Annotated in this window: 24 protein-coding genes, 1 tRNA gene and 1 pseudogene; 22 read left to right on the top strand and 4 right to left on the bottom strand. The window is 59.8% G+C overall.

Features of this window, described 5'->3' with window-relative positions:
• Positions 1 to 3 precede the first annotated feature (3 nt).
• The gene (locus AC0N03_RS06570) at positions 4 to 1,374 is read right to left on the bottom strand and encodes a PleD family two-component system response regulator (RefSeq protein ID WP_474287814.1); all 1,371 of its coding nucleotides are present in this window, start codon (positions 1,372 to 1,374) and stop codon (positions 4 to 6) included.
• Positions 1,375 to 1,383: 9 nt separating this feature from the next.
• Positions 1,384 to 1,755: a response regulator gene (locus tag AC0N03_RS06565; protein ID WP_474287813.1), complete on the bottom strand. Its 372-nt coding sequence runs from the start codon at positions 1,753 to 1,755 to the stop codon at positions 1,384 to 1,386.
• Positions 1,756 to 1,882: 127 nt separating this feature from the next.
• On the opposite strand from AC0N03_RS06565, the gene AC0N03_RS06560 reads away from it, so the two are divergent.
• Together AC0N03_RS06560 and AC0N03_RS06555 are read left to right on the top strand one after the other, a co-directional pair.
• A complete protein-coding gene (locus AC0N03_RS06560) occupies positions 1,883 to 2,206 on the top strand; it encodes a DUF3572 domain-containing protein (RefSeq protein ID WP_474287812.1) in 324 nt (107 codons plus the stop codon).
• Positions 2,203 to 3,477 carry a DNA polymerase IV gene (locus AC0N03_RS06555; RefSeq protein WP_474287811.1) on the top strand — a complete coding sequence of 425 codons (1,275 nt, stop codon included), beginning with the start codon at positions 2,203 to 2,205 and terminating at the stop codon, positions 3,475 to 3,477. The genes AC0N03_RS06560 and AC0N03_RS06555 overlap by 4 nt, the downstream gene beginning before the upstream one ends.
• Before the next feature lie 51 nt (positions 3,478 to 3,528).
• Here AC0N03_RS06555 and hemB read toward each other — a convergent pair whose 3' ends face one another.
• Positions 3,529 to 4,518, bottom strand: a complete 990-nt coding sequence (hemB, locus tag AC0N03_RS06550) for a porphobilinogen synthase (protein WP_474287810.1) — start codon at positions 4,516 to 4,518, stop codon at positions 3,529 to 3,531.
• A 159-nt stretch (positions 4,519 to 4,677) separates the two neighbouring features.
• Between hemB and AC0N03_RS06545 the strand changes: the two genes are divergently transcribed.
• From AC0N03_RS06545 to AC0N03_RS06490, 12 genes are all read left to right on the top strand, one after another.
• Entirely contained in the window at positions 4,678 to 5,760 is a 1,083-nt protein-coding gene (locus tag AC0N03_RS06545; protein ID WP_474287809.1) for an enoyl-CoA hydratase/isomerase family protein, read from the top strand.
• Complete coding sequence (locus AC0N03_RS06540) at positions 5,757 to 6,245, top strand: DUF6163 family protein (RefSeq protein WP_474287808.1); 489 nt, start codon at positions 5,757 to 5,759, stop codon at positions 6,243 to 6,245. The genes AC0N03_RS06545 and AC0N03_RS06540 overlap by 4 nt, the downstream gene beginning before the upstream one ends.
• A gap of 177 nt (positions 6,246 to 6,422) precedes the next feature.
• Positions 6,423 to 6,935 (top strand): transcriptional regulator LdtR, encoded by a 513-nt coding sequence (ldtR, locus tag AC0N03_RS06535; RefSeq protein WP_474287807.1) that lies wholly within the window; start codon positions 6,423 to 6,425, stop codon positions 6,933 to 6,935.
• 285 nt (positions 6,936 to 7,220) lie between these two features.
• Positions 7,221 to 8,546, top strand: coding sequence for a L,D-transpeptidase family protein (locus AC0N03_RS06530; protein ID WP_474287806.1), 1,326 nt, complete (start codon positions 7,221 to 7,223; stop codon positions 8,544 to 8,546).
• 229 nt (positions 8,547 to 8,775) lie between these two features.
• Entirely contained in the window at positions 8,776 to 10,074 is a 1,299-nt protein-coding gene (gene glyA, locus AC0N03_RS06525; RefSeq protein ID WP_474287805.1) for a serine hydroxymethyltransferase, read from the top strand.
• A 40-nt stretch (positions 10,075 to 10,114) separates the two neighbouring features.
• The gene (gene nrdR / locus AC0N03_RS06520; protein ID WP_474287804.1) at positions 10,115 to 10,585 is read left to right on the top strand and encodes a transcriptional regulator NrdR; all 471 of its coding nucleotides are present in this window, start codon (positions 10,115 to 10,117) and stop codon (positions 10,583 to 10,585) included.
• Positions 10,578 to 11,669 carry a bifunctional diaminohydroxyphosphoribosylaminopyrimidine deaminase/5-amino-6-(5-phosphoribosylamino)uracil reductase RibD gene (gene ribD, locus AC0N03_RS06515; RefSeq protein WP_474287803.1) on the top strand — a complete coding sequence of 364 codons (1,092 nt, stop codon included), beginning with the start codon at positions 10,578 to 10,580 and terminating at the stop codon, positions 11,667 to 11,669. The genes nrdR and ribD overlap by 8 nt, the downstream gene beginning before the upstream one ends.
• A gap of 2 nt (positions 11,670 to 11,671) precedes the next feature.
• The gene (locus tag AC0N03_RS06510; RefSeq protein ID WP_474288107.1) at positions 11,672 to 12,274 is read left to right on the top strand and encodes a riboflavin synthase; all 603 of its coding nucleotides are present in this window, start codon (positions 11,672 to 11,674) and stop codon (positions 12,272 to 12,274) included.
• A gap of 74 nt (positions 12,275 to 12,348) precedes the next feature.
• Positions 12,349 to 12,840: a 6,7-dimethyl-8-ribityllumazine synthase gene (ribH, locus tag AC0N03_RS06505; protein ID WP_474287802.1), complete on the top strand. Its 492-nt coding sequence runs from the start codon at positions 12,349 to 12,351 to the stop codon at positions 12,838 to 12,840.
• Positions 12,840 to 13,298: a transcription antitermination factor NusB gene (nusB, locus tag AC0N03_RS06500; protein WP_474287801.1), complete on the top strand. Its 459-nt coding sequence runs from the start codon at positions 12,840 to 12,842 to the stop codon at positions 13,296 to 13,298. The genes ribH and nusB overlap by 1 nt, the downstream gene beginning before the upstream one ends.
• Before the next feature lie 39 nt (positions 13,299 to 13,337).
• Complete coding sequence (gene thiL / locus AC0N03_RS06495) at positions 13,338 to 14,318, top strand: thiamine-phosphate kinase (protein ID WP_474287800.1); 981 nt, start codon at positions 13,338 to 13,340, stop codon at positions 14,316 to 14,318.
• 183 nt (positions 14,319 to 14,501) lie between these two features.
• Positions 14,502 to 16,646 (top strand): sodium-translocating pyrophosphatase, encoded by a 2,145-nt coding sequence (locus tag AC0N03_RS06490; RefSeq protein ID WP_474287799.1) that lies wholly within the window; start codon positions 14,502 to 14,504, stop codon positions 16,644 to 16,646.
• A gap of 131 nt (positions 16,647 to 16,777) precedes the next feature.
• Here the strand turns inward: AC0N03_RS06490 and AC0N03_RS06485 are convergent, their stop codons facing one another.
• Positions 16,778 to 17,251 carry an outer membrane protein assembly factor BamE gene (locus AC0N03_RS06485; RefSeq protein ID WP_474287798.1) on the bottom strand — a complete coding sequence of 158 codons (474 nt, stop codon included), beginning with the start codon at positions 17,249 to 17,251 and terminating at the stop codon, positions 16,778 to 16,780.
• Positions 17,252 to 17,437: 186 nt separating this feature from the next.
• Between AC0N03_RS06485 and AC0N03_RS06480 the strand changes: the two genes are divergently transcribed.
• The 8 genes and pseudogenes from AC0N03_RS06480 to AC0N03_RS06445 all read left to right on the top strand — a co-directional run bounded on the left by AC0N03_RS06480 (position 17,438) and on the right by AC0N03_RS06445 (position 23,369).
• On the top strand, positions 17,438 to 18,022 hold the full coding sequence (locus tag AC0N03_RS06480; RefSeq protein WP_474287797.1) for a ubiquinol-cytochrome C chaperone family protein: 585 nt from the start codon (positions 17,438 to 17,440) through the stop codon (positions 18,020 to 18,022).
• Between the two features lie 3 nt (positions 18,023 to 18,025).
• Positions 18,026 to 18,664 (top strand): YceD family protein, encoded by a 639-nt coding sequence (locus AC0N03_RS06475; protein ID WP_474287796.1) that lies wholly within the window; start codon positions 18,026 to 18,028, stop codon positions 18,662 to 18,664.
• Between the two features lie 106 nt (positions 18,665 to 18,770).
• Positions 18,771 to 19,856 (top strand): phosphate acyltransferase PlsX, encoded by a 1,086-nt coding sequence (plsX, locus tag AC0N03_RS06470; protein WP_474287795.1) that lies wholly within the window; start codon positions 18,771 to 18,773, stop codon positions 19,854 to 19,856.
• A gap of 44 nt (positions 19,857 to 19,900) precedes the next feature.
• Positions 19,901 to 20,869 carry a beta-ketoacyl-ACP synthase III gene (locus AC0N03_RS06465; RefSeq protein WP_474287794.1) on the top strand — a complete coding sequence of 323 codons (969 nt, stop codon included), beginning with the start codon at positions 19,901 to 19,903 and terminating at the stop codon, positions 20,867 to 20,869.
• A gap of 127 nt (positions 20,870 to 20,996) precedes the next feature.
• Positions 20,997 to 21,326 (top strand): annotated as a pseudogene (locus AC0N03_RS06460) (integration host factor subunit alpha); the annotation flags it as partial.
• 28 nt (positions 21,327 to 21,354) lie between these two features.
• Positions 21,355 to 21,855, top strand: a complete 501-nt coding sequence (locus AC0N03_RS06455; RefSeq protein ID WP_474287793.1) for a MerR family transcriptional regulator — start codon at positions 21,355 to 21,357, stop codon at positions 21,853 to 21,855.
• 96 nt (positions 21,856 to 21,951) lie between these two features.
• Positions 21,952 to 22,029 (top strand) — tRNA-Pro (locus tag AC0N03_RS06450).
• A 107-nt stretch (positions 22,030 to 22,136) separates the two neighbouring features.
• Positions 22,137 to 23,369 carry an NAD(P)/FAD-dependent oxidoreductase gene (locus tag AC0N03_RS06445; RefSeq protein ID WP_474287792.1) on the top strand — a complete coding sequence of 411 codons (1,233 nt, stop codon included), beginning with the start codon at positions 22,137 to 22,139 and terminating at the stop codon, positions 23,367 to 23,369.
• The last annotated feature ends 35 nt before the right edge of the window (positions 23,370 to 23,404 follow it).

Here is a 23,404-nt window from a genome sequence, read left to right as displayed (position 1 = left end):
TCGTCAGGCCGCGTCGCGGATAACGCGGTTGCGGCCTTCGGTCTTGGCGCGATAGAGCGCGCGATCGGCGCGTTTGATGATGACGTCGCTTGAAATTTCCGGCCCGCGTTCGGCAAGTCCGATAGAGACGGTGATGTTGATCTTGTCCGCGCCGCCGTGAATGGGGAAGGGCTCGTCGGAAATCGTGGAGCGGATGCGCTCGGCCACTTTCATGGCGACAAGAGCGCTGGTGTCGGGCATGGCGATGACAAATTCTTCTCCGCCCATCCGGCACAGAAGGTCGGCGCCGCGCACGATGCGCTTGACCCGTGTTGCAAAGGTGCGCAGCACATCGTCGCCGGCATCATGGCCAAAGGTGTCGTTTACGCGTTTGAAATGGTCAATATCCATCACAAGCACCGAGAGCGGCTTGTTGCGTCCCGAGGCCTGTTCCATCAGGCTGGCTAGATGCATATCCATGAAGCGGCGGTTGTGCAGCCCCGTCAACTGGTCGACCACGGCCATTTCAATGGTTGTCTGTACTTCATTGCGCAGTGAATCCGCATATTTCTTGCGGCGCAGCTGCGTCCGGATGCGGGCGACAAGCTCGTTCCTGTCGACAGGGCGCATGATATAATCGTTGACGCCGAGATCAAGGCCGCGCATGACCCGTGTGCGGTCTTCCGTGTCGGTGATCAGGATAATCGGCAGGGTTCGTGTGCGTTCGAGAGCGCGGATCTGGCTGCACAGACGCAGCGCATCATAATTGTTAAGGCCAAGGCTGACCAGAATGACGTCGAAGTCACCTTCGGCGGCGCGAAACAGCGCCTCCTGCGGCTGGCGTTCGAGCTCAACCTCATGAAGCACGGATAATATATCGCTGATACGGGAGGCAGCGGAATCCCTGTCCTCGACCAGAAGAATGCGGCCCGTGGGATCGCGCTCGGCCATGATATCAAGCGCGGAGTCGCGCAGGCCGAAATTGGATGAGGATTTGGCGCGGATGCGCAGTTCATCCGTGGCGACTTTCAGCCGCGCCAGCGAGCGCACGCGCGCCAGCAGCGCCAGTTCGTCAACAGGCTTGGTGAGGAAGTCGTCGGCGCCGGCCTCCAGCCCCTTGACGCGGTCGGCCGGCTGATCCAGCGCCGTGACCATAACCACGGGCAGATGGGCGGTGCGGCGGTCGGCCTTGAGCCTGATGCAGGTCTCGAAGCCGTCCATTCCGGGCATCATCACATCCAGCAGAATGATGTCGACATTGCCCTGCTGGGCGATGGCGATGGCCTCTTCGCCCGAGCTGGCCGTATAGACCTCGAAATATTCAGCCGTCAGCCGTGCTTCCAGCAATCTGACATTGGCGGGAATATCATCGACAACAAGAATACGCGCGCTCATCGGCCGGCCTCACTTGTCATCCAGATAGATGCGCACGGTTTCAACGAATTTCGCCACGGAGATCGGCTTGGACAGATAGGCCTCGCAACCGCCCTGACGGATTTTTTCCTCATCGCCCTTCATGGCGAAGGCGGTAACGGCAATCACCGGGATATGCTTGAGATCCTCGTCGTCCTTGAGCCAGGCCGTGACCTGAAGGCCCGAGACTTCCGGAAGCTGTATGTCCATCAGGATGAGGTCAGGCCGGTGTTTGCGGGCCAGTTCCACGGCCTCGACGCCGTTGCGCGTCTGAATGGTGGCATAGCCATGGGCCTCCAGCAAATCGTTGAAGAGCTTCATGTTCAGTTCATTGTCTTCGACGATCAACACGCTTTTTGTCATAATTTCACCTGGGTGTCGCAGCCTGCGGCGGCGGTATCTGGCTGTGACATGATGCCATTTTCGTTACTTTATAGTATATGCCGTAAACGTGAACGATTTGAAAATGGGCCTGTGGAGAACTCATGTCATGGCCATCGTACGGAGAGAAGGCGCATCGGAAAACCGGCTTGCGCGACAGCGCGAAGCTGATGAGAAACTGGCGCTGTCAGCGCTGCAATATATGATCGGCGACGAGGATGTGATGCTGCGGTTTTTTGCCGAAACCGGTCTTGCGCCCGAGTCCCTGCGCGAGGCAGCGCAAGCGCCGCAGTTCTGGGGCTCGGTGCTGGATTTCATCTGCGCGGGGGATGACCTGATTGTCGCCTTTGCCGAACGGGAGAAGGTCAGGCCGGAATCGATCATGGCGGCGCGTATGCGCCTTTCCGGGCCGCAGCACTGGGATTCAATATGAGCGCTGTGGGCATGGGCCGTCCGGTCTGTCGCGATTGCCTTGCAGAGGCATCCGATATGTCGGCCGTGCGCTGCCCGTCCTGCCGGTCTCCGCGGCTGCTCAGACATGCGGAGCGTGACGCGCTTGCCATTGCCCATATCGATTGCGATGCCTTTTACGCTTCGGTCGAGAAGCGCGACAATCCGTCGCTCATCAATGAACCGGTGATCATCGGCGGCGGCAAACGCGGCGTTGTTTCCACATGCTGCTATATTGCCCGCACCTATGGCGTGCGTTCGGCCATGCCGATGTTTCAGGCGCTCAAGGCCTGCCCGAAGGCGGTGGTCATTGCGCCGGACATGGCCAAATATGCGCGCGTCGGGCGCGAGGTCCGCGAGATGATGCGGGCGCTGACGCCGCTGGTGGAGCCGCTCTCCATCGATGAGGCCTTTCTTGATCTGTCGGGGACGGCGCGGCTGCACGGCGCCAGTCCTGCGGTCAGTCTGGTGCGCCTTGCGCATAAAATTGAAAAGGACATCGGCATCACGGTTTCGGTCGGGCTATCCTATTGCAAGTTTCTGGCAAAGATCGCTTCTGATTTCGACAAGCCTCGCGGCTTTTCGGTTCTTGGCCGGGCGGAGGCGGTGGACTTTCTCTCCCGCCAGAGCGTGGGGCTGATTTACGGCGTCGGCAAGGTGGCGCTGGAGCGTCTCAGCCGCGATGGCTACCGTCTCATCGGCGACCTGCAGCGCGCGCAGGAGCCGGATCTGATGCGCCTTTACGGCGAGGAGGGGCGGCGTCTGTGGCGTCTGGCGCATGGCGAGGATAACCGGCGTGTCAGCCCCGAGCGCGAAACCAAGAGCGTTTCGGCGGAAACTACCTTCTTTGAGGATATTTCAACCCATGCGGCTTTATTGCCGGTGGCGCTCAAATTGTCCGAGCGCGTGGCGCAACGCCTGAAAAAAGCCGGTCTTTTAGGCCGAACCGTGACGTTGAAGCTCAAGGGCGCGGATTTCAGACTGCATACCCGAGCCAGAACGCTGCATGAGCCGACACAGCTTTCCGGGCGCATCTTCGCCGCCGCGCGCGAGGCGCTGGGTGCGGAGCCGGAAAAGCCTTACCGGCTTCTGGGCGTCGGCGTGTCCGACCTGTATCCGGCAGCGGAGGCCGACCACGGCGACCTTGCCGACGTGACATTACACCGCGAAAAGGCGACCGAGGCCGCGATGGACAAGCTCCGCGCCCGCTTTGGCGACGGCGTGCTGGTGAAGGGCATCGGGTTCAAGGGGTGATTAGTTCTCTATCCCTCGGGAGACGGTTAGGATCAGGCATCATTACAAAAGTCACGCGTTTTGCAGCTTTTCTGCCACTCTCACGGCAAAATAGGTCAGGATGCCGCTTGCGCCGGCGCGCTTGAAGGCCAGCAGGCTTTCCATCATTGCCTTTTCGCCGTCCAGCCAGCCGTTGTTGCCCGCAGCCATGATCATCGCATATTCGCCCGAGACCTGATAGGCGAAGGTCGGCACCGAAAACGTGTCGTGCACACGCCGGACAATGTCGAGATAGGGCATTCCCGGCTTGACCATGACCATATCCGCACCTTCCTCAAGGTCCATCTGCACTTCGCGCAAGGCTTCGTCGCTGTTGGCAGGGTCCATCTGATAGGTGCGTTTATCGCCTTTCAGGACACCGCCCGAGCCCACCGCGTCGCGGAACGGGCCATAGAAGGCCGAGGCATATTTGGCCGCGTAGGCCATGATCTGCACATGCTCGAAGCCCTCTTCATCCAGCGCGGCGCGGATGGCGGCCACGCGTCCGTCCATCATGTCGGATGGGGCGATGATGTCGGCCCCGGCGCGGGCCTGGTTCAGCGCCTGTCCGATGAGGGCGGCGACGCTGGCGTCGTTGACGATGTCGTTGCCGTCCATCAGCCCGTCATGGCCGTGGCTGGTATAGGGGTCGAGCGCGACATCGGTGATGACGCCGAGTTCCGGCACCTCGATTTTCAGCGCCCGCACGCATTTGCATACGAGATTTTCGGGGTTGTGCGCTTCCGAGCCCAGTTCGTCCTTGAGATCGGGGTCGGTATAGGGAAACAGCGCAATGGCCGGAATGCCTAGCGCGGCGGCGCGTTTCGCTTCTTGCACGAGCAGATCGATCGAAAGGCGCTCGACGCCGGGCATGGATTTCACCGGTTCGCGCCGGTTCTGTCCGTCGATAATGAAAACCGGCCAGATCAGATCATCGACCGAAAGCGCGCTTTCAGCGACCAGACGACGGGCCCAGTCGCTTTTGCGGTTGCGACGGGGGCGGTGGGTCAGTTGCAGTTTCAAGATCGGACCTCTTGGCGATTGGGTGCAGCACTGAATTGTTCCTGCACCCGTTTTCCCGCCGCCGTCAAGCGAAACGGCATTCCTTTATTAGCCGGATTTCCAGTTGCCCGTTTCGCCCGCAAATAGGTAATGGTGCAGGAGAAGGACAGGAGAGCATGAATGTCGATTCCATCGCCGCAGCCGGAAATTGTCGTCAGCACTGAAGGCGAGGCCGGACTCATTGTTCTTAACCGCCCCGATGCGCTCAATGCCCTGACGCTGAACATGGTGCGCCTGCTGGACGCGGCGCTCGGTCGTTTCGAGACGGATAAACGCGTGACGCGCGTGCTGGTCTGCGGCGCGGGGACGAAGGCGTTCTGCGCGGGCGGCGATATCCGGCGTCTCTATGAACAGGGCCGTGCGGGGGATCACGCGGCCCAACTGACATTCTGGCGTGAGGAATATCGCCTCAATATCCGCATCAGCCGGTTTTCAAAGCCGGTCATTTCGCTGATCGACGGCATTGTCATGGGCGGCGGGGTTGGCATATCGCAGCATGGCGCGTTGCGGATTGCCAGCGAGAAATATCTCTTCGCCATGCCGGAGGTGGGCATAGGCTTCTTTCCCGATGTCGGCGGAACCTATTTCCTGCCGCGCCTCAGGGATGATTTCGGCATAATGCTCGGCCTGACGGGACAGCGCGTGAAAGCGGGCGATGCGCTGGCCTGCGGCCTTGCGGATGCTTTTGTTCCGTCCGATCAATTCTCTGCCCTGAGAGAGGATCTGGCGGCTGGCGGCGCGATTGCGGATGTGGTGGCGAAATTCGCGCAGCCCGCGCCGCAGGCCGATGTTTTTGCGCGCTGGGCGGACATGCGCGCCTGCTTCACAACCATCGATGCAGCGGCGATCATGGAATGTCTGGCGCGCCGTGCCCGGGACGGGCACGACGATGCCGCGCGCATATTGGCCGATATGAAGGGCAAATCACCTTTTTCGCTGGCCCTGACCGCGGCGCAATTGCGCGAAGGCCGGCGTCTGAGCCGTGCGCATGAGGGGCTTGCCGCCGCAATGCAGGTTGAATATCGGCTTGTATCACGTATTATTCACCATAATGACTTTTATGAGGGTATTCGTGCGGTCATAATTGACCGGGACATGAAGCCGAAATGGCAGCATGAGAGCGTTGCCGCTGTGCCAAAAGGGGACATTGACGCCATGTTTGCCGCAATGCCCGGGCAGGAATTGAACGAGGACATCGGATGAAATCTTCCGGCGCTGCGCAACGCCCGAAACAGGTGCCGCTGGTGGTTGGGCCGCAACCGCCCATATCCGCCTCGCGAGAGGCCGCTTTTGGCACCAATCTGCCGCGATGGGGCTTTTTGCTCATCGTCTTTATGCGGGTGACGGCCTGCGTGTGGCTGCTGAAGGGCCTGCTGATCTGGTGCGGATTGCTTAACATCGGTCCAGTCCGCCCGATTGATATCGCAAATCTGTCAACGATCGCGGCGTTTGGCGTGGCGTTTTTCGCCGTATTCGACTTTGTTGCCGCTGTCGGGCTTTGGCTCGCGGCGTCCTGGGGCGGGGTGCTGTGGCTTGCGGCTGTCATCGCGGAACTCGCCACAATCACGCTGCTGGAATCGGCGCTGCCCAGCTATCTGGGCGAGCATATTGTCACGGTCGTGCTGGTTGTCTGCTACTTCGTGCTCTCCTGGCTTGCGGCGCGCGCGCTCGACAAAGAGGCCAGCTAAACCGGCACAACAGAGCTGGAGTCTTAGTAAACAGCTGATTTAATTTATCTTTGATTCACTCAATTTTGTATACGAGGGATTCATTCTATTACTTAAACTCGCTTTCATTCCTGCTGGTTAGTTTCATCCTCACAAACGAACCGGGCCGTGAGCCGGGAGTTAATCAGGGGTAAGACCATGTCAGCAGTGATGAAGAGCCAATCAACGGAAGCCCGCAAGGAGCGGGTGAACGAAATCCGCCCGATCTATCTTGAATCCCTCTCGCTGGTTGAGCGCCTGCATCGTTGCCTGCTCGACGTGATCAAGGATGAATTTGACCGCCGCAACGAAACGGAGATCAATTCGGTTCAGGCATTGCTGCTTTATAACATCGGCGACAAGGAACTCTCGGCCGGCGAATTGCGCACCCGCGGTTATTATCTGGGCTCGAACGTCTCCTATAATGTCAAGAAGCTGGTGGACATGGGCCATCTGCACCATGCCCGCTCCCGCATCGACAAGCGCGCCGTGCGTATCAGCCTGACGCCGAAGGGGAGAATCATTCACGATATCGTCGCCGAACTCTATGAGAAGCATGTGCGCACGGTGGAGCAGATCGGCGGCATTCAGGGAGAGGAATTTGCAGCACTTAACCGCGCGTTGACCCGCCTTGAACGCTTCTGGACGGATCAGATCAAATATCGCCTGTAAGTTTGAGCTGCGCGAACGACATTTTTTCGGGTCCGGCTATGTCCGGGCCCGATGTTTTTGGCAGGCTGCCATAATCTTGCCTGACTGGTCATGCATTTTTAATCACAAATCAGCAATAAATGCTCATATTTTATGAACGGCTGGAATTGCCAGTGCGGGCGTATGGCCGTACGAAGCAGATATGAGCGTAATGTTTTGTGGAGAAGTGCGTTGATCATGGGCACGAGCGAGAAAAATGCTCCTTTGCTGGGGCGGAGGATTGTGTTGACGGGAGCCGCGTCGGCTATGGTTCTGGGAATGTTGACGCAGGCCAGAGCCGATGATCTCGATAATCAGGCCGAGTGGCGCCAGAATTATGAAGTTTCGGCAAATCTGACCGTTCCGCGCTCCACGACGCCGATTTTGTCGCCTCAGACCGTTGCCGCCACCGAAGCGGCCATAACCCAGTATACCGATCTCATGGCGCATGGCGGCTGGCCGATGGTGCCAACGGGCCAGACCATGAAGCTGGGCTTCAAGGGCAAGTCGGTGCTGATCCTGCGCCAGAGACTGATCGTGACCGGCGATATGAGCGCCGATTCGAACGCCAGTCCAGTTTTTGATTCCTACGTTGAAGCGGGCGTGAAGAAATTTCAGGCGCGCCACGGCCTGACGGAAACCGGCGTTGTAGGGCCTGAAACGCTGACCATGATGAACATTCCTGTGGAATCGCGGCTGCGCCAGCTTGAAACGAACCTCATCCGGCTGCGGTCGTTCTCGGGCAACCTTGGTGAGCGCTATGTGACGGTGAATATTCCGGCGGCGCAGGTCGAGACCGTCGAGAACGGGCAGGTTGTCACCCATCACAATGCGGGCGTCGGCAAAATCGACCGGCAGTCGCCGGTGATGAATACCCGCGCGCTCGACATCAATTTCAACCCGTACTGGACGGTTCCGGCAAGTCTGATCAAGAAGGATCTCATCCCGCGCATGCAGGAGGATCCGAATTATCTGAGCGACCACAAGATCCGCGTGTTCAACCAGCAGGGTCAGGAAGTTCCGCCGTCCTCGATCAACTGGCATTCCACGGAAGCCGTCAATTACCGTTATCGTCAGGATCCGGGCGGCGATATCAATTCTCTGGGCTTCGTGCGCATCAATATCGCCAATCCTTACGGCGTTTACATGCATGACACGCCGGAGAAGGGCGTGTTCGGCGATGATTTCCGGTTTGTGTCCTCAGGCTGCGTGCGCGTGCAGAACGTGCGCGATTATGTCGCGTGGCTGCTGAAATATGAGCCGGGCTGGGATCGCGCCCGGGTTGATCAGGCGATGGAATCGGGCGAGCGGCTCGATGTGAAGATCACCAAGCCCGTCAATGTCTATTGGGTCTACATCACCGCCTGGGGCACGCCGGAGGGCGTGGTCAATTTCCGCGAGGATATTTATCAGCGCGACGGCAATGGCGCGACGCCGCCGGTGGCCAACAATGCCGTTTATTCCCGCACGCCGGTGCAGGACGCCAATTCGGTGGTTGAGCAGCCGAACGGGCAGGTTATGCCCGTCTCCAGTCAGGGGCAGGCGCCTGCGCCGGTCAATATCGACCAGCTTGCGCCTATGACCCAACAATAAGCTGAGTTGCAAAAGTTCTGAAGGCCGCGCCGCTCCAATGTTGCGGCCTTTTGCTTATTTAACGCCGGCCGTGCAGATGCCCCGCACAGACGGGTTAGAGGTGCGACATTGCGGTGTCGGAAATTGCGCGCTGGTGTCGCTTGTCGTGGCTTCTGCTCTTTCCTGACGCATAGACTTGTGTTAGGGGCTAAACTTCCCGTTCAAGCTCGTTCCGAACAAGGATCATCCGATGAGTTCCGCACCGCGCTATGCTTTATCCAACAGTTTCTTTTCCGCCGCGCTGGCCGATGCCGATCCGGAGATTGCGCGCACGATCGAGCTTGAACTCGGCCGCCAGCGCAGCGAAATCGAATTGATCGCGTCGGAGAATATCGTCTCGCGTGCCGTGCTTGAAGCGCAGGGCTCGGTGATGACCAACAAATATGCCGAGGGCTATCCGGGGCGTCGCTATTATGGCGGCTGCCAGTTTGTCGATATGGCCGAGAAGCTGGCCATTGATCGCGCCTGCAAGCTCTTCGACTGCAAATTCGCCAATGTGCAGCCCAATTCCGGCAGTCAGGCCAATCAGGCCGTGTTCATGGCTGTGCTGAAGCCGGGCGACACGTTCATGGGCCTTGATCTTGCTGCGGGCGGACATCTCACGCATGGTTCGCCGGTCAATATGTCCGGCAAATGGTTTAACGTCGTGTCTTATACTGTGCGGCCCGACGATCAGCTGATCGATATGGATGCCGTGGAAAAGCTGGCGCTGGACCACAAGCCGAAGCTGATCGTGGCAGGCGGTTCTGCCTATCCGCGTCATTGGGATTTTGTCCGTTTCCGCGCCATCGCCGATAAGATCGGAGCCATTTTTCTGGTGGACATGGCGCATTTCGCCGGTCTTGTGGCTGGCGGGGCGCATCCCTCGCCATTCCCGCATGCGCATATCGCCACCACCACCACCCACAAGACATTGCGCGGCCCGCGCGGCGGCATGATCCTCACCAATGACGAGGATCTGGCCAAGAAGATCAATTCGGCCGTGTTCCCCGGCCTGCAGGGCGGCCCTCTGATGCATGTGATCGCGGCCAAGGCGGTGGCCTTCCATGAGGCGCTGCAGCCTGAGTTCAAGCTCTATGCCAAGGCCGTGGCCGACAATGCCAAAGTGCTGGCCGCCACGCTGATGGCGCATGGCTACAAGCTGACCACGGGCGGCACCGACAACCATCTCATGCTGGTTGACCTGCGCTCGAAAGGCCTGAACGGCAAGGCGGCAGAGGCGGCGCTGGGCCGCGCCCATATCACCTGCAACAAGAATGGCGTGCCGTTCGATACCGAAAAGCCGATGATCACCTCGGGCATCCGCCTAGGCACTCCGGCTGCGACCTCGCGCGGCTTCGGCGCCGAGGAATTCAAGCTTGTTGGCGAATTGATCGCCGAGACGCTGGACGGGCTGGCGAAGAATGGCGAGACTGGCAATTCCGCGATTGAGGAGAGCGTCAAGGCCCGCGTGCATGAACTCACCAAACGCTTCCCGATTTATGCGTGAGGCGCCGGCCTTGCGCCGGATTTTCCAGCAAGGATAGACCATGCGCTGTCCCTATTGCGGCAGTCTCGATACGCAGGTGAAAGATTCCCGGCCGACGGATGATTCAGCCTCCATCCGCCGCCGGCGCATCTGCCCTGATTGCGGAGGCCGCTTCACGACATTCGAGCGGGTGCAGCTGCGCGAACTGACCGTGGTCAAGAAGACAGGCCGCCGCGTGCCTTTTGACCGCGACAAGCTGACGCGCTCGATCAATGTTGCCCTGCGCAAGCGTCCGGTGGAGCCGGAGCGAGTGGAGAGGCTGGTCAATGGCATTGTCCGCCAGCTTGAAAGTTCGGGGGAGACGGATATTCCGTCCGAGGATATCGGCAAGATCGTCATGGAAGGCCTCAAGGGTCTCGATGCCGTGGCTTACGTGCGCTTTGCCTCGGTCTACCGGGATTTCCGCGATGCCAAGGATTTTGGCGCTCTCGCCGAGGAATTGTCCGGCCTGAAAGAAAACAGCGATGACTGACGCGCGCCTGATGCAGGCGGCGCTGAGCTATGCCCGGCGCGGCATGGGGCGGGTTGCGCCCAATCCAGCGGTGGGGGCGCTCATTGTCCGGCATGGCGTCATTGTCGGACGCGGATTCACCCAGCCCGGCGGACGCCCGCACGCCGAGCCCGTGGCGATCGCACAGGCAGGCGCAGCCGCGCGCGGCGCAACGCTTTATGTCACGCTGGAGCCATGCAGCCATCACGGCAGGACGCCGCCCTGCGTCGATGCGATTATCGCGTCAGGCATTTCGCGGGTTGTTTCGGCGCTTGAAGATCCCAACCCGCTGGTGGCGGGGCAGGGCCATGCCCGTTTGCGCGCTGCCGGTATAAATGTCGATGTGGGCGTTGGGGCAGATGCCGCCCGGCGCGAGCATCTTGGCCATATTCTGCGCGTGACCCGCAACCGGCCGATGGTGACGCTGAAACTGGCCCAGACCGCAGACGGCTTTGCCGCCGGCGGACGGCATGATCCGCGCCTGATGATCACCGGGCAGGCGGCCAATGCCTATGTGCATATTCTGCGCAGCCAGCATGATGCAATCATGGTGGGAATTGGTACAGCGATCGACGACGACCCGTTAATGACCGTGCGCATTCCGGGGGCATCCTATGTGCCCTTGCGGGTGGTGCTCGATTCGCAGGCGCGACTGAGCCCGCGCTCCCGTCTTGCCACGACGGCGCGCGACGTGCCGATGCTGGTGTTCACAGGCCCGCAGGCCGATGCGGGACGTGTAGCGGTTCTGGAGCGCCTTGGCGTGACCGTTCAGGCGCTGCCGCTGGCGGACGGTTGTCTTGATCTTTCTGCTGCGCTGCGGGCATTGAGCGAACGCGGCATTCTGCGCGTGATGAGCGAGGGTGGCCCGAGGATCGGCGCTGCTCTGATCGCCGGAGGGCTTGCGGATGAGGTTGTGCTGCTCACCGGCCCCAAGCCGCTGGGGAGGGAGGGCGTTGCGTCGCTCCCGACCGGGGCGCGGGCGCGGCTGCTGGACCGGGTTCATTATGCGCGTCAGGATATCCGCATGATCGGACAGGACCGGGCCGAATTTTTTGAGAGGATATGACAATGTTTACCGGGCTGGTTACGGATGTGGGCGAGGTGCTGAGCGTCGAGGATCGCGGTTCGCTGCGCCGCATGCGCATCGGCTGTCATTATAAGCTGGAATCCATCGCGCTCGGCGCGTCCATTGCCTGTGCGGGCGTGTGCCTGACCGTCGTCGATATGGGCCGCGCCAGCGATCTGACATGGTTCGATATCGATGCCGCCGCAGAGACTTTGTCTCTTACCACGCTCAAGGACTGGAAGCCGGGGCGCCGCATCAATCTGGAGCGCTCGCTGAAAATCGGCGATGAACTCGGCGGCCATATTGTTTCGGGCCATGTGGACGGGCTTGCGCAACTGCTTTCGCGCGAGGATTTCGAGGGACAGGCGAAATTCACCCTGCGGGCGCCGCAGCATCTGAAGAAATTCATCGCGCAGAAAGGATCCGTGGCGCTGGACGGCACTTCGCTCACTGTTAACAGTGTCGAGGACGATGTGTTTTCCGTGCTGCTCATTCCGCACACGCTGGCGGTGACAAGCTGGGGCCTCGCCAGGGCCGGGGATGCCATTCATCTCGAGGTGGACATGATGGCGCGTTATGCCGCCCGTCTGGCCGAGGTGGGGTGATTGAGCAAGAATCGGGTTGCTCTTGCGCGTCGCGCAGTTTAACACAGCCGCATATCGAATGAGGAAGAGGGCCTATGGCTGAACCACGGCGCGAGACGCCCGTGCAGGTTGAATCTGTGCACGGAGCGCGGTTTTTAATTGTCGAAGCGCGTTTCTACGACGATATCGGCACCATGCTGCTCGACGGCGCCAAGGCTGCCTTTGCTGCGGCTGATGCACGGTTCGATGTGATCAGCGTGCCCGGAGCGCTGGAAATTCCGGCCATGGTGGCCATTGCCCTCGATGCGGCGCGCGATCTTGGCCGTCCCTATGATGGCGTGGTGACGCTGGGCTGCGTTATCCGCGGCGAGACCTATCATTTTGAAATCGTCGCCGGTGAAAGCGCCCGCGCGCTGATGGATCTGAGCATTGCGCGCAAGCTGCCGCTCGGCAATGGCATCCTGACTGTCGAAAATATGGCGCAGGCCGTGGCCCGCGCCGATATGGCGCAGGGCGACAAGGGCGGCGATGCGGCCCGCGCGGCACTGGCCGTTCTGCGGATCAAGCGCCAGATTGGTGCGCACTGATGGCAGCGGGCAACAAACGCGCCAATTCGCGGCTGGCCGCCGTGCAGGCGCTCTATCAGATGGATGTGACCGGCAAGGGAATCGACGAGGTCTTCGCCGAGTTCGAGACGTTCTGGATCGGGCAGGAGATCGAGGGCGACCAGTATCGTCCGGCCGAGCTGGCGTTTTTCCGCGATACGATGAACGGCGTGCTCAAGGATCAGGTGGCTATCGACCGGCTGATTGATGCGACGCTGGCCGAAGGCTGGCCCCTGACCCGTATCGAGGCCCTGATGCGCGCCATATTGCGCGCCGGAACCTACGAGCTGAAAAAGCGCAAGGACATTCCGCCGCGCGTCAGCATCTCGGAATATGTCGATGTGGCCTCCGCCTTCTTCGGACGCGAGGAATCGGGCATGATCAACGCCGTGCTGGATTCTGTGGGGCGCAAGGTCAGGCCGGACGAATTCCAGAAATAGGTCTTCTCTTTTTGCGCATCTGCGCGGATTGTGCGAGCCATGGCTCTTTCCGAAGACGAAATCATCGCCGCCTATTTCGCGCCGCTGGCCGGTGAGGGGGCATTCGGCCTGACAGATGATGCGGCGGAAGTCGTGCCGCCGCCGGGCGAGGCTTTCGTTGTCACCAAGGATCTCATCGTTGCGGACGGACATTTCTTCTCCGACGATCCGCCTGCCGATATAGCCCGAAAATTGCTGCGCGTGAATTTGTCCGATCTTGCGGCCAAGGGCGCGCGGCCATTTGGCTGTTTTCTCGGGCTTGTCATGCCCGAAGGTTTATCCGAACACTGGTTGCCGGAATTTGCCAGCGGTCTGGGGCAGGACATTCGCGGCTTTGGTTTTCCCTTGCTGGGCGGGGATACGGCCAAAGGTCCGCTGACATTGTCGCTGACGGCACTGGGCACCGTGCCGCTGGGCGGCATGGTGCGGCGTGGTGGCGCGCGGGCCGGAGACATTCTTTACGTGACGGGCACCATCGGCGATGCGGTGCTTGGTCTGAAGATCCGGCTCGATCAGCCGCAGGATCGCGGCTGGATCGCCGCATTGCCGCAGGAGGCGCGCGATTTCCTGCTGCAGCGCTATCTGGTGCCGGAGCCGCGCGTGGCGCTGGCGCAGGCAGTGCGGCAGCATGCCCATGGCGCGATGGATATTTCCGACGGCTTTGTCGGCGATGCGCGCAAAATGCTGAGGGTCTCGGGCGTGGGGGCTGTGATTCGCCTTGCCGACGTGCCGCTTTCCGCAGCCGCGCGGCTGGCGCTGGCGCACAGCCCGCATCTGTTCGATGACATGGTGACAGGCGGCGATGATTATGAGCTTCTGGTCGCCGTGGCGCCCGGGCAAAGCTCCGAATTTGAGCGCGCCGCCCTATCGAGCGGCGTGGCGCTGTGCGCTGTCGGACGGTGTGGCGGCGCAGATGCGGTTTTTCTCGGGTCCGATGGCGAGTCGCGCCACTTTGCCAGAGGCTCCTACGCGCATTTCTGAATTTTCGAAAATTATTTCCCCGACTTGATCATTATCCACCAAAACATTGAAAAAATGTGCGCTTTTGTCCTTTTGCGCGCATTGCGGCCCGCCTGACTTTCTGGCAACAATTACACACAGACTCCGGACAGTCCGATCACGGAGCGGCCGTAAAATGCGGAAAGCTAAGGAGAAGAAACGTCAATGGCAGTTATATGGCTCATTTTGCTGGGGGGACTCCTCTCGGTTATCTACGGCGTCGTGACCATTAATCAGGTGATGGCGGCGGATGCTGGCTCGCAGCGCATGCAGGAAATTGCCGCGGCAATCGCCGAAGGCGCGCAAGCCTATCTGAAACGCCAATATATTTCGATCGGTGCAGTCGGCGTCGTGATCTTCATCCTGCTTTGGGCCTTGCTCGGCGGGAAAGTGGCCATTGCCTTTCTGATCGGCGCCGTGCTTTCCGGCGCGGCTGGCTTTATCGGCATGAACGTTTCTGTACGCGCCAATGTGCGCACGGCGCAGGCGGCCTCTCAGTCTCTTGCGGGCGGCCTCAATATCGCCTTTAAGGCCGGCGCCGTGACAGGCATGCTGGTTGCGGGGCTGGCGCTGATCGGCGTGGCTGGCGAATTTTATGTGCTGACAGGCCCTATGGGGCTGGAACCGGGCAGCCGCGAGGTGATCGACGCCCTTGTGGGCCTTGGCTTCGGCGCTTCGCTGATTTCCATTTTTGCCCGTCTGGGCGGCGGTATCTTCACCAAGGGCGCCGATGTGGGCGCTGATCTTGTCGGCAAGGTTGAGGCCGGCATTCCGGAGGATGATCCGCGTAATCCGGCCACGATCGCCGACAATGTCGGCGACAATGTCGGCGATTGCGCCGGCATGGCCGCCGACCTGTTCGAAACCTATGCCGTGACGGTGGTGGGCACCATGGTGCTCGGCGCCATTTTCGCGGGCGGCGCCAATGTGGCGACCATGATGCTCTATCCGCTGGCCATCTGTGCGGCCTGCATTCTGACCTCGATCATCGGCACCTATTTCGTCAAGCTCAGCGCGGGGCCGAATCCTTCGATCATGGGCGCGCTGTACAAAGGTCTTATCGTTACCGGCCTTCTGTCTGTCGTTGGCCTGTGGCTTGCGACGGGTTTTGTTGCAGGCTGGGGCGAGATTGCCAAGGTCGGCGCCATGTCGGTTACCGGCATGAACCTGTTTGTCTGCGGGCTCATCGGTCTGGTGGTGACGGGTCTCATCGTTGTCATAACCGAATATTACACAGGCACGGGCAAGCGTCCGGTTGTCTCCATCGCGCAGGCTTCGGTAACGGGGCACGGCACCAACGTCATTCAGGGTCTGGCTGTTTCGCTTGAATCGACAGCCCTGCCGGCGCTGGTCATCGTGGGCGGCATTATCTCCACCTACCAGCTGGCTGGTCTCTATGGCACGGCTATCGCCGTCACCACCATGCTCGGCCTTGCCGGCATGATCGTGGCGCTCGACGCTTTCGGCCCGGTGACCGACAATGCCGGCGGCATCGCGGAAATGTCTGGCCTCGACAAATCGGTGCGTCACAATACCGACGCTCTCGATGCGGTGGGCAACACCACCAAGGCTGTGACAAAGGGCTATGCCATTGGTTCGGCGGGTCTTGGCGCGCTGGTGCTGTTTGCCGCCTATTCCAACGACCTGAGCTTCTTTGCGGCGAACAGCGATAAATATACCTACTTCAAGAATATGGGCGTCGTATCCTTCGACCTCAGCAACCCTTACGTTGTTGCGGGCCTGATCTTCGGCGGTCTTATCCCCTATCTCTTCGGCGGTATTGCCATGACGGCCGTCGGCCGTGCGGCCGGTTCCGTGGTTGAGGAGGTGCGCCGCCAGTTCCGCGAAAATCCGGGCATCATGGCGGGCACATCGAAGCCGGACTATGCCCGTGCTGTCGATATGCTGACCAAGGCGGCGATCCGCGAGATGATTGTGCCGTCCCTGCTGCCGGTTCTGGCGCCGATTGTGGCTTATTTCGGCGTGTTGCTGATATCCGGCTCCAAGGCTTCGGCCTTTGCGGCGCTGGGGGCCTCGCTTCTCGGCGTTATCGTCAACGGACTTTTCGTCGCTATTTCGATGACATCGGGCGGCGGCGCCTGGGACAATGCCAAGAAGAGCTTTGAAGACGGCTTCACAGATAAGGACGGTGTCAAGCATTTCAAGGGCGGCGATGCGCATAAGGCATCGGTGACCGGCGATACGGTCGGCGATCCCTACAAGGATACAGCCGGCCCGGCCGTCAACCCGGCCATCAAGATCACCAATATCGTGGCCTTGCTGCTTCTGGCCATTCTTGCCCATCAATAGTCCCGTCGCCGGCTCTCAGCGGGCCGGCGACCTGATTTCCTTTTCCTGCCGGGAAAGGGAAGGGCGATAGAAAAAATAAAGGCCGGAGAATCTCCGGCCTTTTGCATGTGTCGCCCGATGTATCCGGCGGCTCAGCCGAACCGGAACAGCCCCTTGAGCATGTTGTTGAGGAAGCTTGGCTCCGAACCGCCAGTGGGTGTGGTGCGCGAGATGAAGTCGAAGACCTTGCCGTCCTGCAGGCCATAATTGGCGATGCGCGCGACTTTCTTGTTCTTGTCGAAATAGACGGCCAGCACACGCTGGTCGGTAACTTCGGGCTTCATGAATTCAAGTTTCTTTTCAACCTTCTGGCTGATGTAATACCAGGCATCGCCGCCAACGGTTGATGTCGTCGAGGGCGTTCCAAGGAGGTTCAGCACTTTTTCCGCAGGCAGCCCCGGCTTCAACTGGGCGATGGTGTCTGAGTCCGGCACATAGCCGCGCGTGACCGTGCCGTCATAACCAAGACAGCCGGAGAGGCCCAGACCCAGAGCCAGCGCCAAAAAAGCGCGGCGGGAACCTTTGAGAGAACGGGCTGATGCGGGTACAGATACCTTTGCGGACATTCAACAACTCCACCGATGCTGGCGCCATGCCAGATTAGCTTCATCCGGCGAGGGACGAGTTTTCTCTTGCCACATGGCTTGTAGATGCCTAACTCGCACAGGGCTGAAAAGCAAGGTCGCCGTCTGCATTCGGCGATTTTACCTTGGTTGGAAGAAGTTCGAGCTTCGAGGGAAAAGAGCCGGATGATGTTTGAACATATATTGAAATTTTTCGGTATCGGCCAGAGCGGGAACCGCAGGCTGATCGACCGGCTTCACGCGCAGGTGGTGCTGGCGGCGCGTCAGCCTGCTTTCTATCTTGAATATGGCGTGCGCGATGATTTCGACGGCCGCTTTGATCTGTTTTGCCTGATGAGCAGCCTCGTGCTGCGGCGGCTGAAGCAATTGCCGCCGCCGGCGCAGGATGTGGCGCAGGATTTTGCCGACGCTGTCGTGCGCCATCTTGAAATCATTCTGCGGCAGGAAGGCATCGGCGATATTGCCGTGCCGAAACGCCTGAAGAAATATGCAAAATCCTTCGCAGGCAGAATCAGCGCCTATGAGGCTGCGCTTGCGGCCAAAGATCAGGCCGCGTTGCAAGACAGTCTGCGACGCAATTTCGGCGCTGGCGATGCGCAAGCTGCGGGAAATCATTTTGCGGCGGAGCGGATGCTGCGCTATGTTCTGGCCGCTGAGACGGCGCTGTCCGCCGCGGAACTCGCCATATTCACGGATGGTCAGGTGCCCTTTCCGGACCCGGCGCAGATCAGCCAGACCAACGGAGAGGGGTGAATCATGGAACCTGTGGCTGAAACCGGCGTCGCTGCGTCCGGCCCTTTTCACCTTATCTTTTCGGCAGACTCGCTGCGCGACAAGCCGGTAAAATTGCATGTGGCCGCGGATGCGGCGCAGCGCAAGGCTCTTGCCGAACTGAACAATCTTGTCGAGGTCAAATCCTGCGAGGCTGAGTTTGAGATTTCCCGCTTTGGCCGTGCAGGCGCGCGCGTGACCGGAAACGTGTCGGCGCAAGTCGTGCAGACATGCGTCGTGACGCTTGAGCCGTTCGACGTCAGCGTCAAAGAGCAATTCGAGCTTAAGTTTGTTCCGCCCGCCATGCCTGCGGCTGTGCCCAACAGCCGGTTCAGCAAGGCGCAGGTCATGAAGGATCTGCCCGAACGTGTCATCGAACATCATCTTGATGAAGAGGACGAGCCCGAGGAATTGGCGGACGGCAAGATCAACCTTGGCGCACTGATCATGGAATTTTTCACGCTCGGACTGGACCCCTATCCGCGCAAACCCGGAGCCGATCTCGGAGCCGTCGCCGAGGGGATCTCCCACCTTGAAGTCAACGCGCCGGAGGTGGAGGAAAGCACAACTTCGCCTTTTGCAACTCTTGCTAAGTTGAAGCCGGGCCCAAAAACCTCCGATTGAATTACATTTGCGGATTGCCATTGACCGGCGAGCGGTTATTGTCTCGCCGAAATTGAAATGTCATGATGCTATGATCTAACCTGTGCACGGGAGTCGGGATATTCTGATGGCGAAAGACGCGGGGGCAGCAAAAATTCGCATTGCAATCGATGCAATGGGCGGTGATTTTGGGCCAAAGATCGTCATTCCGGGAGCGGCCATAGCGATTGAGCGGCGGCCGGATATTTCCTTCATCTTTTTTGGCGACTCGAAGCAGGTTAACCCGCTGCTTGATCAATATCCGGCGTTGAAGGCGGCGTCCAGCGTCGAGCATACCGATGTTGCGGTTCAGATGACCGACAAGCCGAGCCAGGCGTTGCGGGCCGGGCGTAAGGTCTCGTCGATGTGGCTGGCTCTTGATGCGGTCAAGAGAGGCGCTGCGGATGTCGCGGTTTCGGCGGGCAATACCGGCGCTCTGATGGCCATGTCGAAATTCTGCCTGCGCACCATGCCGCAGATCGACCGGCCGGCCATTGCGGCCATGTGGCCGACCATGCGCGGCGAGAGCATTGTTCTGGATGTCGGCGCAACCATCGGTGCCGATGCGCAGCATCTGGTCGATCTTGCCATTATGGGCGCGGCCATGGCGCAGATTGTCTTCGATATCGACAGGCCCAGCGTCGGATTGCTGAATGTCGGTGTGGAAGAGATCAAGGGGCTTGAGGAAATCAAGGCCGCGGGGCGTATTCTGCGTGAAACGCCCATGCCTAACCTCACCTACCACGGCTTTGTCGAGGGCGATGATATTGGCCGCGGCACGGTCGATGTGGTGGTCACGGAGGGCTATACCGGCAATATCGCGCTGAAAACCGCAGAAGGTACGGCCCGCCAGCTGGCGCAGTTCCTGCGAGAGGCGATGAGCAGCAGCCTCATGGCCAAGCTTGGCTATCTGCTGGCGCGCGGCGCATTTGCCGCCATCCGCGAAAAAATGGATCCCCGGAAGGTCAATGGCGGCGTGTTCCTTGGTCTTGACGGCGTCGTGATCAAGAGTCACGGCGGCACCGATGCAATTGGTTTTGCAGGCGCGGTCGAAGTCGGCTATGAGATGGTCAAGCATGGTCTTTTAGGCAAAATCCGTGATGCGCTGGCTCTGGCGCAGGAGGGGAGACTGCCTCACGGGGCAACGCAGCAGTCTCAATATAGCGAAAACTGAACGGACAGATTGTGAAAGAATTCAAGTTTCCTGCCAGAAGGGCATTGCGGTCTGTCGTTTGCGGAATTGGATCGGCGCTGCCAGCCTCCTGTGTCACCAATGCGGACATGGAAAAGAGGGTGGACACATCCGACGAATGGATCACACAGCGCACGGGCATCCGGCAGCGCTATATCGCGGGGCCTGATGAAACCACATCCGTGCTGGCCACGCGCGCCGCGCGCGCCGCGTTGCTGGATGCCGGGGTGACACCTGATGACATTGATCTCATCATTGTTGCGACATCAACCCCCGATTTTACCTTTCCGGCAACGGCAACCATCGTTCAGGCCGAACTTGGCATCACACGCGGCGTGGCATTCGACATGCAGGCGGTGTGTTCGGGCTTTGTCTTTGCCATGTCCACCGCCGATAAGTTTCTGACGTCGGGCTCGCATCAGCGGGCTCTTGTCATTGGTGCGGAGACATTCTCCCGCCTGCTGAACTGGGAAGACCGCACCACCTGCGTGCTGTTCGGCGATGGCGCGGGCGCTGTTGTTCTCGAGGCGCAGCCGGTGACCGGCGCGCCGAACGAGCGCGGCATCATGACCAGCCACCTGCGCTCGGACGGGCGGCACCGGGCAAAGCTCTTTGTTGACGGCGGCCCTTCAACCACCCAAACCGTGGGGCATCTGCGCATGGAAGGGCGGGAAGTCTTCCGTCATGCCGTGGGCATGGTGACCGATGTCATCAACGATGCTTTCGCCGCGGCAGGGGTGACCGCGGACGATCTCGACTGGTTTGTGCCGCATCAGGCCAATCGCCGCATCATCGACGCATCCGCCGAAAAGCTTGGCATTGCGCCGGAAAAGGTTGTCGTCACCGTGCATTTGCACGGCAATACTTCGGCGGCTTCGATTCCGCTGGCGCTGAGCGTTGCCAAGGCGGACGGGCGTATCAAGCAGGGTGATCTGGTGATGATTGAAGCAATGGGCGGCGGTTTTACCTGGGGAAGCGCGCTTATTCGCTGGTGATCTGCAATTTACGCCAGAAAAATGCGTGGGGTGTCTTCCATTCTGAGAAAAATCCCCATAAAAGTCATTGGAGTAGGGTTTTATTTTTATACGCTCAGTGGCGGCGTGGTAAAAAGGTCAGCAAAATCTCATGAATAAGCCGAAAACGACAAGAACAATTACGCGCGCTGATTTGGCCGAAGCTGTGTATCAACGTGTCGGTCTTTCTCGAATCGAGTCAGCCGAATTGGTGGAAACCGTACTTGCCGAAATTTCAGAAACTCTGGTTCGCGGCGAAAACGTCAAGCTTTCCTCCTTTGGTTCATTTCTGGTTCGCTCAAAATCGGAGCGGATCGGGCGAAATCCCAAAACCGGCGTTGAAGTGCCGATAACGCCGCGGCGGGTGATGGTGTTCAAGCCGTCAAATATCATGAAAGCGCGCGTCAACGGGGAGACTGTCGCTGACGAAAGCGATTGAGACAGGCGAGAGGGGGCGCTTTTCGTAAATGGTCGATAAAAGCCCGGAAGCATTTCGCACGATCAGCGAGGTCGGAGTCGACCTCAATATTCCACAACATGTTCTGAGATTCTGGGAGACACGCTTCTCCCAGATCAAGCCGTTGAAACGCAGCGGCGGCCGCCGCTATTATCGCCCAGAGGATGTCGATCTGATCCGGGCGATACAGCAGCTTCTCTACGGGCAGGGCTATACGATCCGCGGCGTCCAGCGCATTCTGAAGGAGCAGGGGGTCAAGACCCTGATCGCTCAGGCGCAGAATCTGCATGGCGAGGTGATCATTGCGCCGCGGGCCGAGCAGGCTGCCGGACATCCCGACGACAGCGAGGATGATGCCGCACCCGACCACGATATGGCGCTGGATGGTGCCGAATTGCCGCTCGGGCTGGAGCAGACGCATCTGAGCTATGAGGATGCTCACCGTCTCAAGGCGGCGTTGTTCGAAATTGATGAGGGCGTGGCGATGCTGCGCCGTGCTCTGGCCGAATAGGCTTTTCAGGCGGTGCGTCAATCGCCGGAGCAGTGCAAGATTTTGTGGCGGGGGTCATTGCACTCGGGGCTGGCCTTCTCTATAAGGCGGGACAGTCGGAGTGTAGCGCAGCCCGGTTAGCGCACTAGTCTGGGGGACTAGGGGTCGTGGGTTCGAATCCCGCCACTCCGACCATTATCCTTTCTGTACTTTTTTCCTTTCTGCACTTTCTGCTTTTCGTGCCTGCAAAATTTGGCGAAACTGCATTTTGGTAATTGGGCGATCTTTCGCAGGTGAATGAAATGCAGAAAAAGGGTGTGGCGATCATCGGGGCCGGACACGGGGGCGTTCAGCTTGCCGCCAGTCTTCGCGAGGCGGGATACGAGGAACCGGTTCACCTGTTCTGCGATGAGCCGGATTTGCCCTATCACAAGCCGCCGTTGTCCAAGGCCTTTTTGAAAACGCCGGATCACGAGCCGCAGATTCTTCGCCCTGAGAGTTTTTATATCGACAATGCCATCGAACTGCGGCTGAAGACCCGGATTGCCCGGATCGATGCTCGTGCGCGCCGCCTCGAGACATCCGGGGGGGAAATTCACGCATTCGACAAACTGGTGCTGGCGACGGGAACGCGCCCGCGCCGGCTGCAGGTGGCGGGCGCCGACCTGCCCGGAACCTTCATGCTGCGATCACTGTCGGATGCCGGCATCCTGCGCGAGGCCATGTCACGCGCCCGTTCCGTGGTGGTGATTGGCGCGGGGTTTATCGGGCTGGAAGTGGCGGCGACAATGGCGGCACTGGGCAAGGACGTTGTCGTGCTGGAGGCGGGGGACCGCGTGCTCGGGCGCGCGGTTGCGCCGCTCATCTCGTCTTATATGGAAGAAATGCACTGCGGGTTGGGAGCGCGGATTTTTAAATCGGCGCGCATTGCCAAAATTGATGGCGAATCGCATGTCTCGGGCGTGATCATGGCCGACGGCAGCCGTTTCCCCGCAGATCTCGTGCTGATCAGCGTGGGTGCCGAACCGAATGTCGAACTGGCGGCCGAGGCCGGTCTGGCCTGCGCCAATGGCGTGTCTGTTGACGCGCAGTTGCGCACAGAAAATCACGATATTTTCGCGATCGGCGATTGTGCGAATTTTCCACATTGGCAGGTCGGCCAGAATATGCGCCTTGAATCGGTGCAGAATGCCACGGATCACGCGAAACTGGTTGCGCACAATATACTTGGCGCCGGAGAAACATATCGCGACGTGCCATGGTTCTGGTCGGATCAGGGTGCTGTCAAGCTCCAGATGACCGGGCTTAATGTTGCCACGGATCGTTCGGTTCTGCTGGGCAGCATCGAGAGCAATCAATTTTCGCTGTTTCATTTTCGCGGTCCGCGTCTGATGGCGGTTGATTCGGTCAACCGCGCCGCTGATCATATGCTTGGGCGGCGGATGATCGGTGCGGGGTTCAGCCCCACCGACAGTCAGATCGCGGGCGGCGTCGCAGAGATGAAAGCGGCGCTTGCGGTCTTTCAGGGCGCCTGAGGCCCGGCAAGAATGCCAACCTTGCGCTCCGTCAT

Source organism: Methylocystis sp. sgz306128 (assembly GCF_056032725.1).
Note: the sequence above shows the minus strand (reverse complement) of the source record. Positions and strands in the feature narration are given on the sequence as shown.

Bases quoted from the DNA above. Each gene is read 5' to 3' on its own strand.
- AC0N03_RS06570 (WP_474287814.1), bottom strand. From the start codon at position 1,374: ATGAGCGCGCGTATTCTTGTTGTCGATGATATTCCCGCCAATGTCAGA.
- AC0N03_RS06565 (WP_474287813.1), bottom strand. From the start codon at position 1,755: ATGACAAAAAGCGTGTTGATCGTCGAAGACAATGAACTGAACATGAAG.
- AC0N03_RS06560 (WP_474287812.1), top strand. From the start codon at position 1,883: ATGGCCATCGTACGGAGAGAAGGCGCATCGGAAAACCGGCTTGCGCGA.
- AC0N03_RS06555 (WP_474287811.1), top strand. From the start codon at position 2,203: ATGAGCGCTGTGGGCATGGGCCGTCCGGTCTGTCGCGATTGCCTTGCA.
- AC0N03_RS06545 (WP_474287809.1), top strand. From the start codon at position 4,678: ATGTCGATTCCATCGCCGCAGCCGGAAATTGTCGTCAGCACTGAAGGC.
- AC0N03_RS06540 (WP_474287808.1), top strand. From the start codon at position 5,757: ATGAAATCTTCCGGCGCTGCGCAACGCCCGAAACAGGTGCCGCTGGTG.
- ldtR (WP_474287807.1), top strand. From the start codon at position 6,423: ATGTCAGCAGTGATGAAGAGCCAATCAACGGAAGCCCGCAAGGAGCGG.
- AC0N03_RS06530 (WP_474287806.1), top strand. From the start codon at position 7,221: ATGGTTCTGGGAATGTTGACGCAGGCCAGAGCCGATGATCTCGATAAT.
- glyA (WP_474287805.1), top strand. From the start codon at position 8,776: ATGAGTTCCGCACCGCGCTATGCTTTATCCAACAGTTTCTTTTCCGCC.
- nrdR (WP_474287804.1), top strand. From the start codon at position 10,115: ATGCGCTGTCCCTATTGCGGCAGTCTCGATACGCAGGTGAAAGATTCC.
- ribD (WP_474287803.1), top strand. From the start codon at position 10,578: ATGACTGACGCGCGCCTGATGCAGGCGGCGCTGAGCTATGCCCGGCGC.
- AC0N03_RS06510 (WP_474288107.1), top strand. From the start codon at position 11,672: ATGTTTACCGGGCTGGTTACGGATGTGGGCGAGGTGCTGAGCGTCGAG.
- ribH (WP_474287802.1), top strand. From the start codon at position 12,349: ATGGCTGAACCACGGCGCGAGACGCCCGTGCAGGTTGAATCTGTGCAC.
- nusB (WP_474287801.1), top strand. From the start codon at position 12,840: ATGGCAGCGGGCAACAAACGCGCCAATTCGCGGCTGGCCGCCGTGCAG.
- thiL (WP_474287800.1), top strand. From the start codon at position 13,338: ATGGCTCTTTCCGAAGACGAAATCATCGCCGCCTATTTCGCGCCGCTG.
- AC0N03_RS06490 (WP_474287799.1), top strand. From the start codon at position 14,502: ATGGCAGTTATATGGCTCATTTTGCTGGGGGGACTCCTCTCGGTTATC.
- AC0N03_RS06485 (WP_474287798.1), bottom strand. From the start codon at position 17,251: ATGTCCGCAAAGGTATCTGTACCCGCATCAGCCCGTTCTCTCAAAGGT.
- AC0N03_RS06480 (WP_474287797.1), top strand. From the start codon at position 17,438: ATGTTTGAACATATATTGAAATTTTTCGGTATCGGCCAGAGCGGGAAC.
- AC0N03_RS06475 (WP_474287796.1), top strand. From the start codon at position 18,026: ATGGAACCTGTGGCTGAAACCGGCGTCGCTGCGTCCGGCCCTTTTCAC.
- plsX (WP_474287795.1), top strand. From the start codon at position 18,771: ATGGCGAAAGACGCGGGGGCAGCAAAAATTCGCATTGCAATCGATGCA.
- AC0N03_RS06455 (WP_474287793.1), top strand. From the start codon at position 21,355: ATGGTCGATAAAAGCCCGGAAGCATTTCGCACGATCAGCGAGGTCGGA.
- AC0N03_RS06445 (WP_474287792.1), top strand. From the start codon at position 22,137: ATGCAGAAAAAGGGTGTGGCGATCATCGGGGCCGGACACGGGGGCGTT.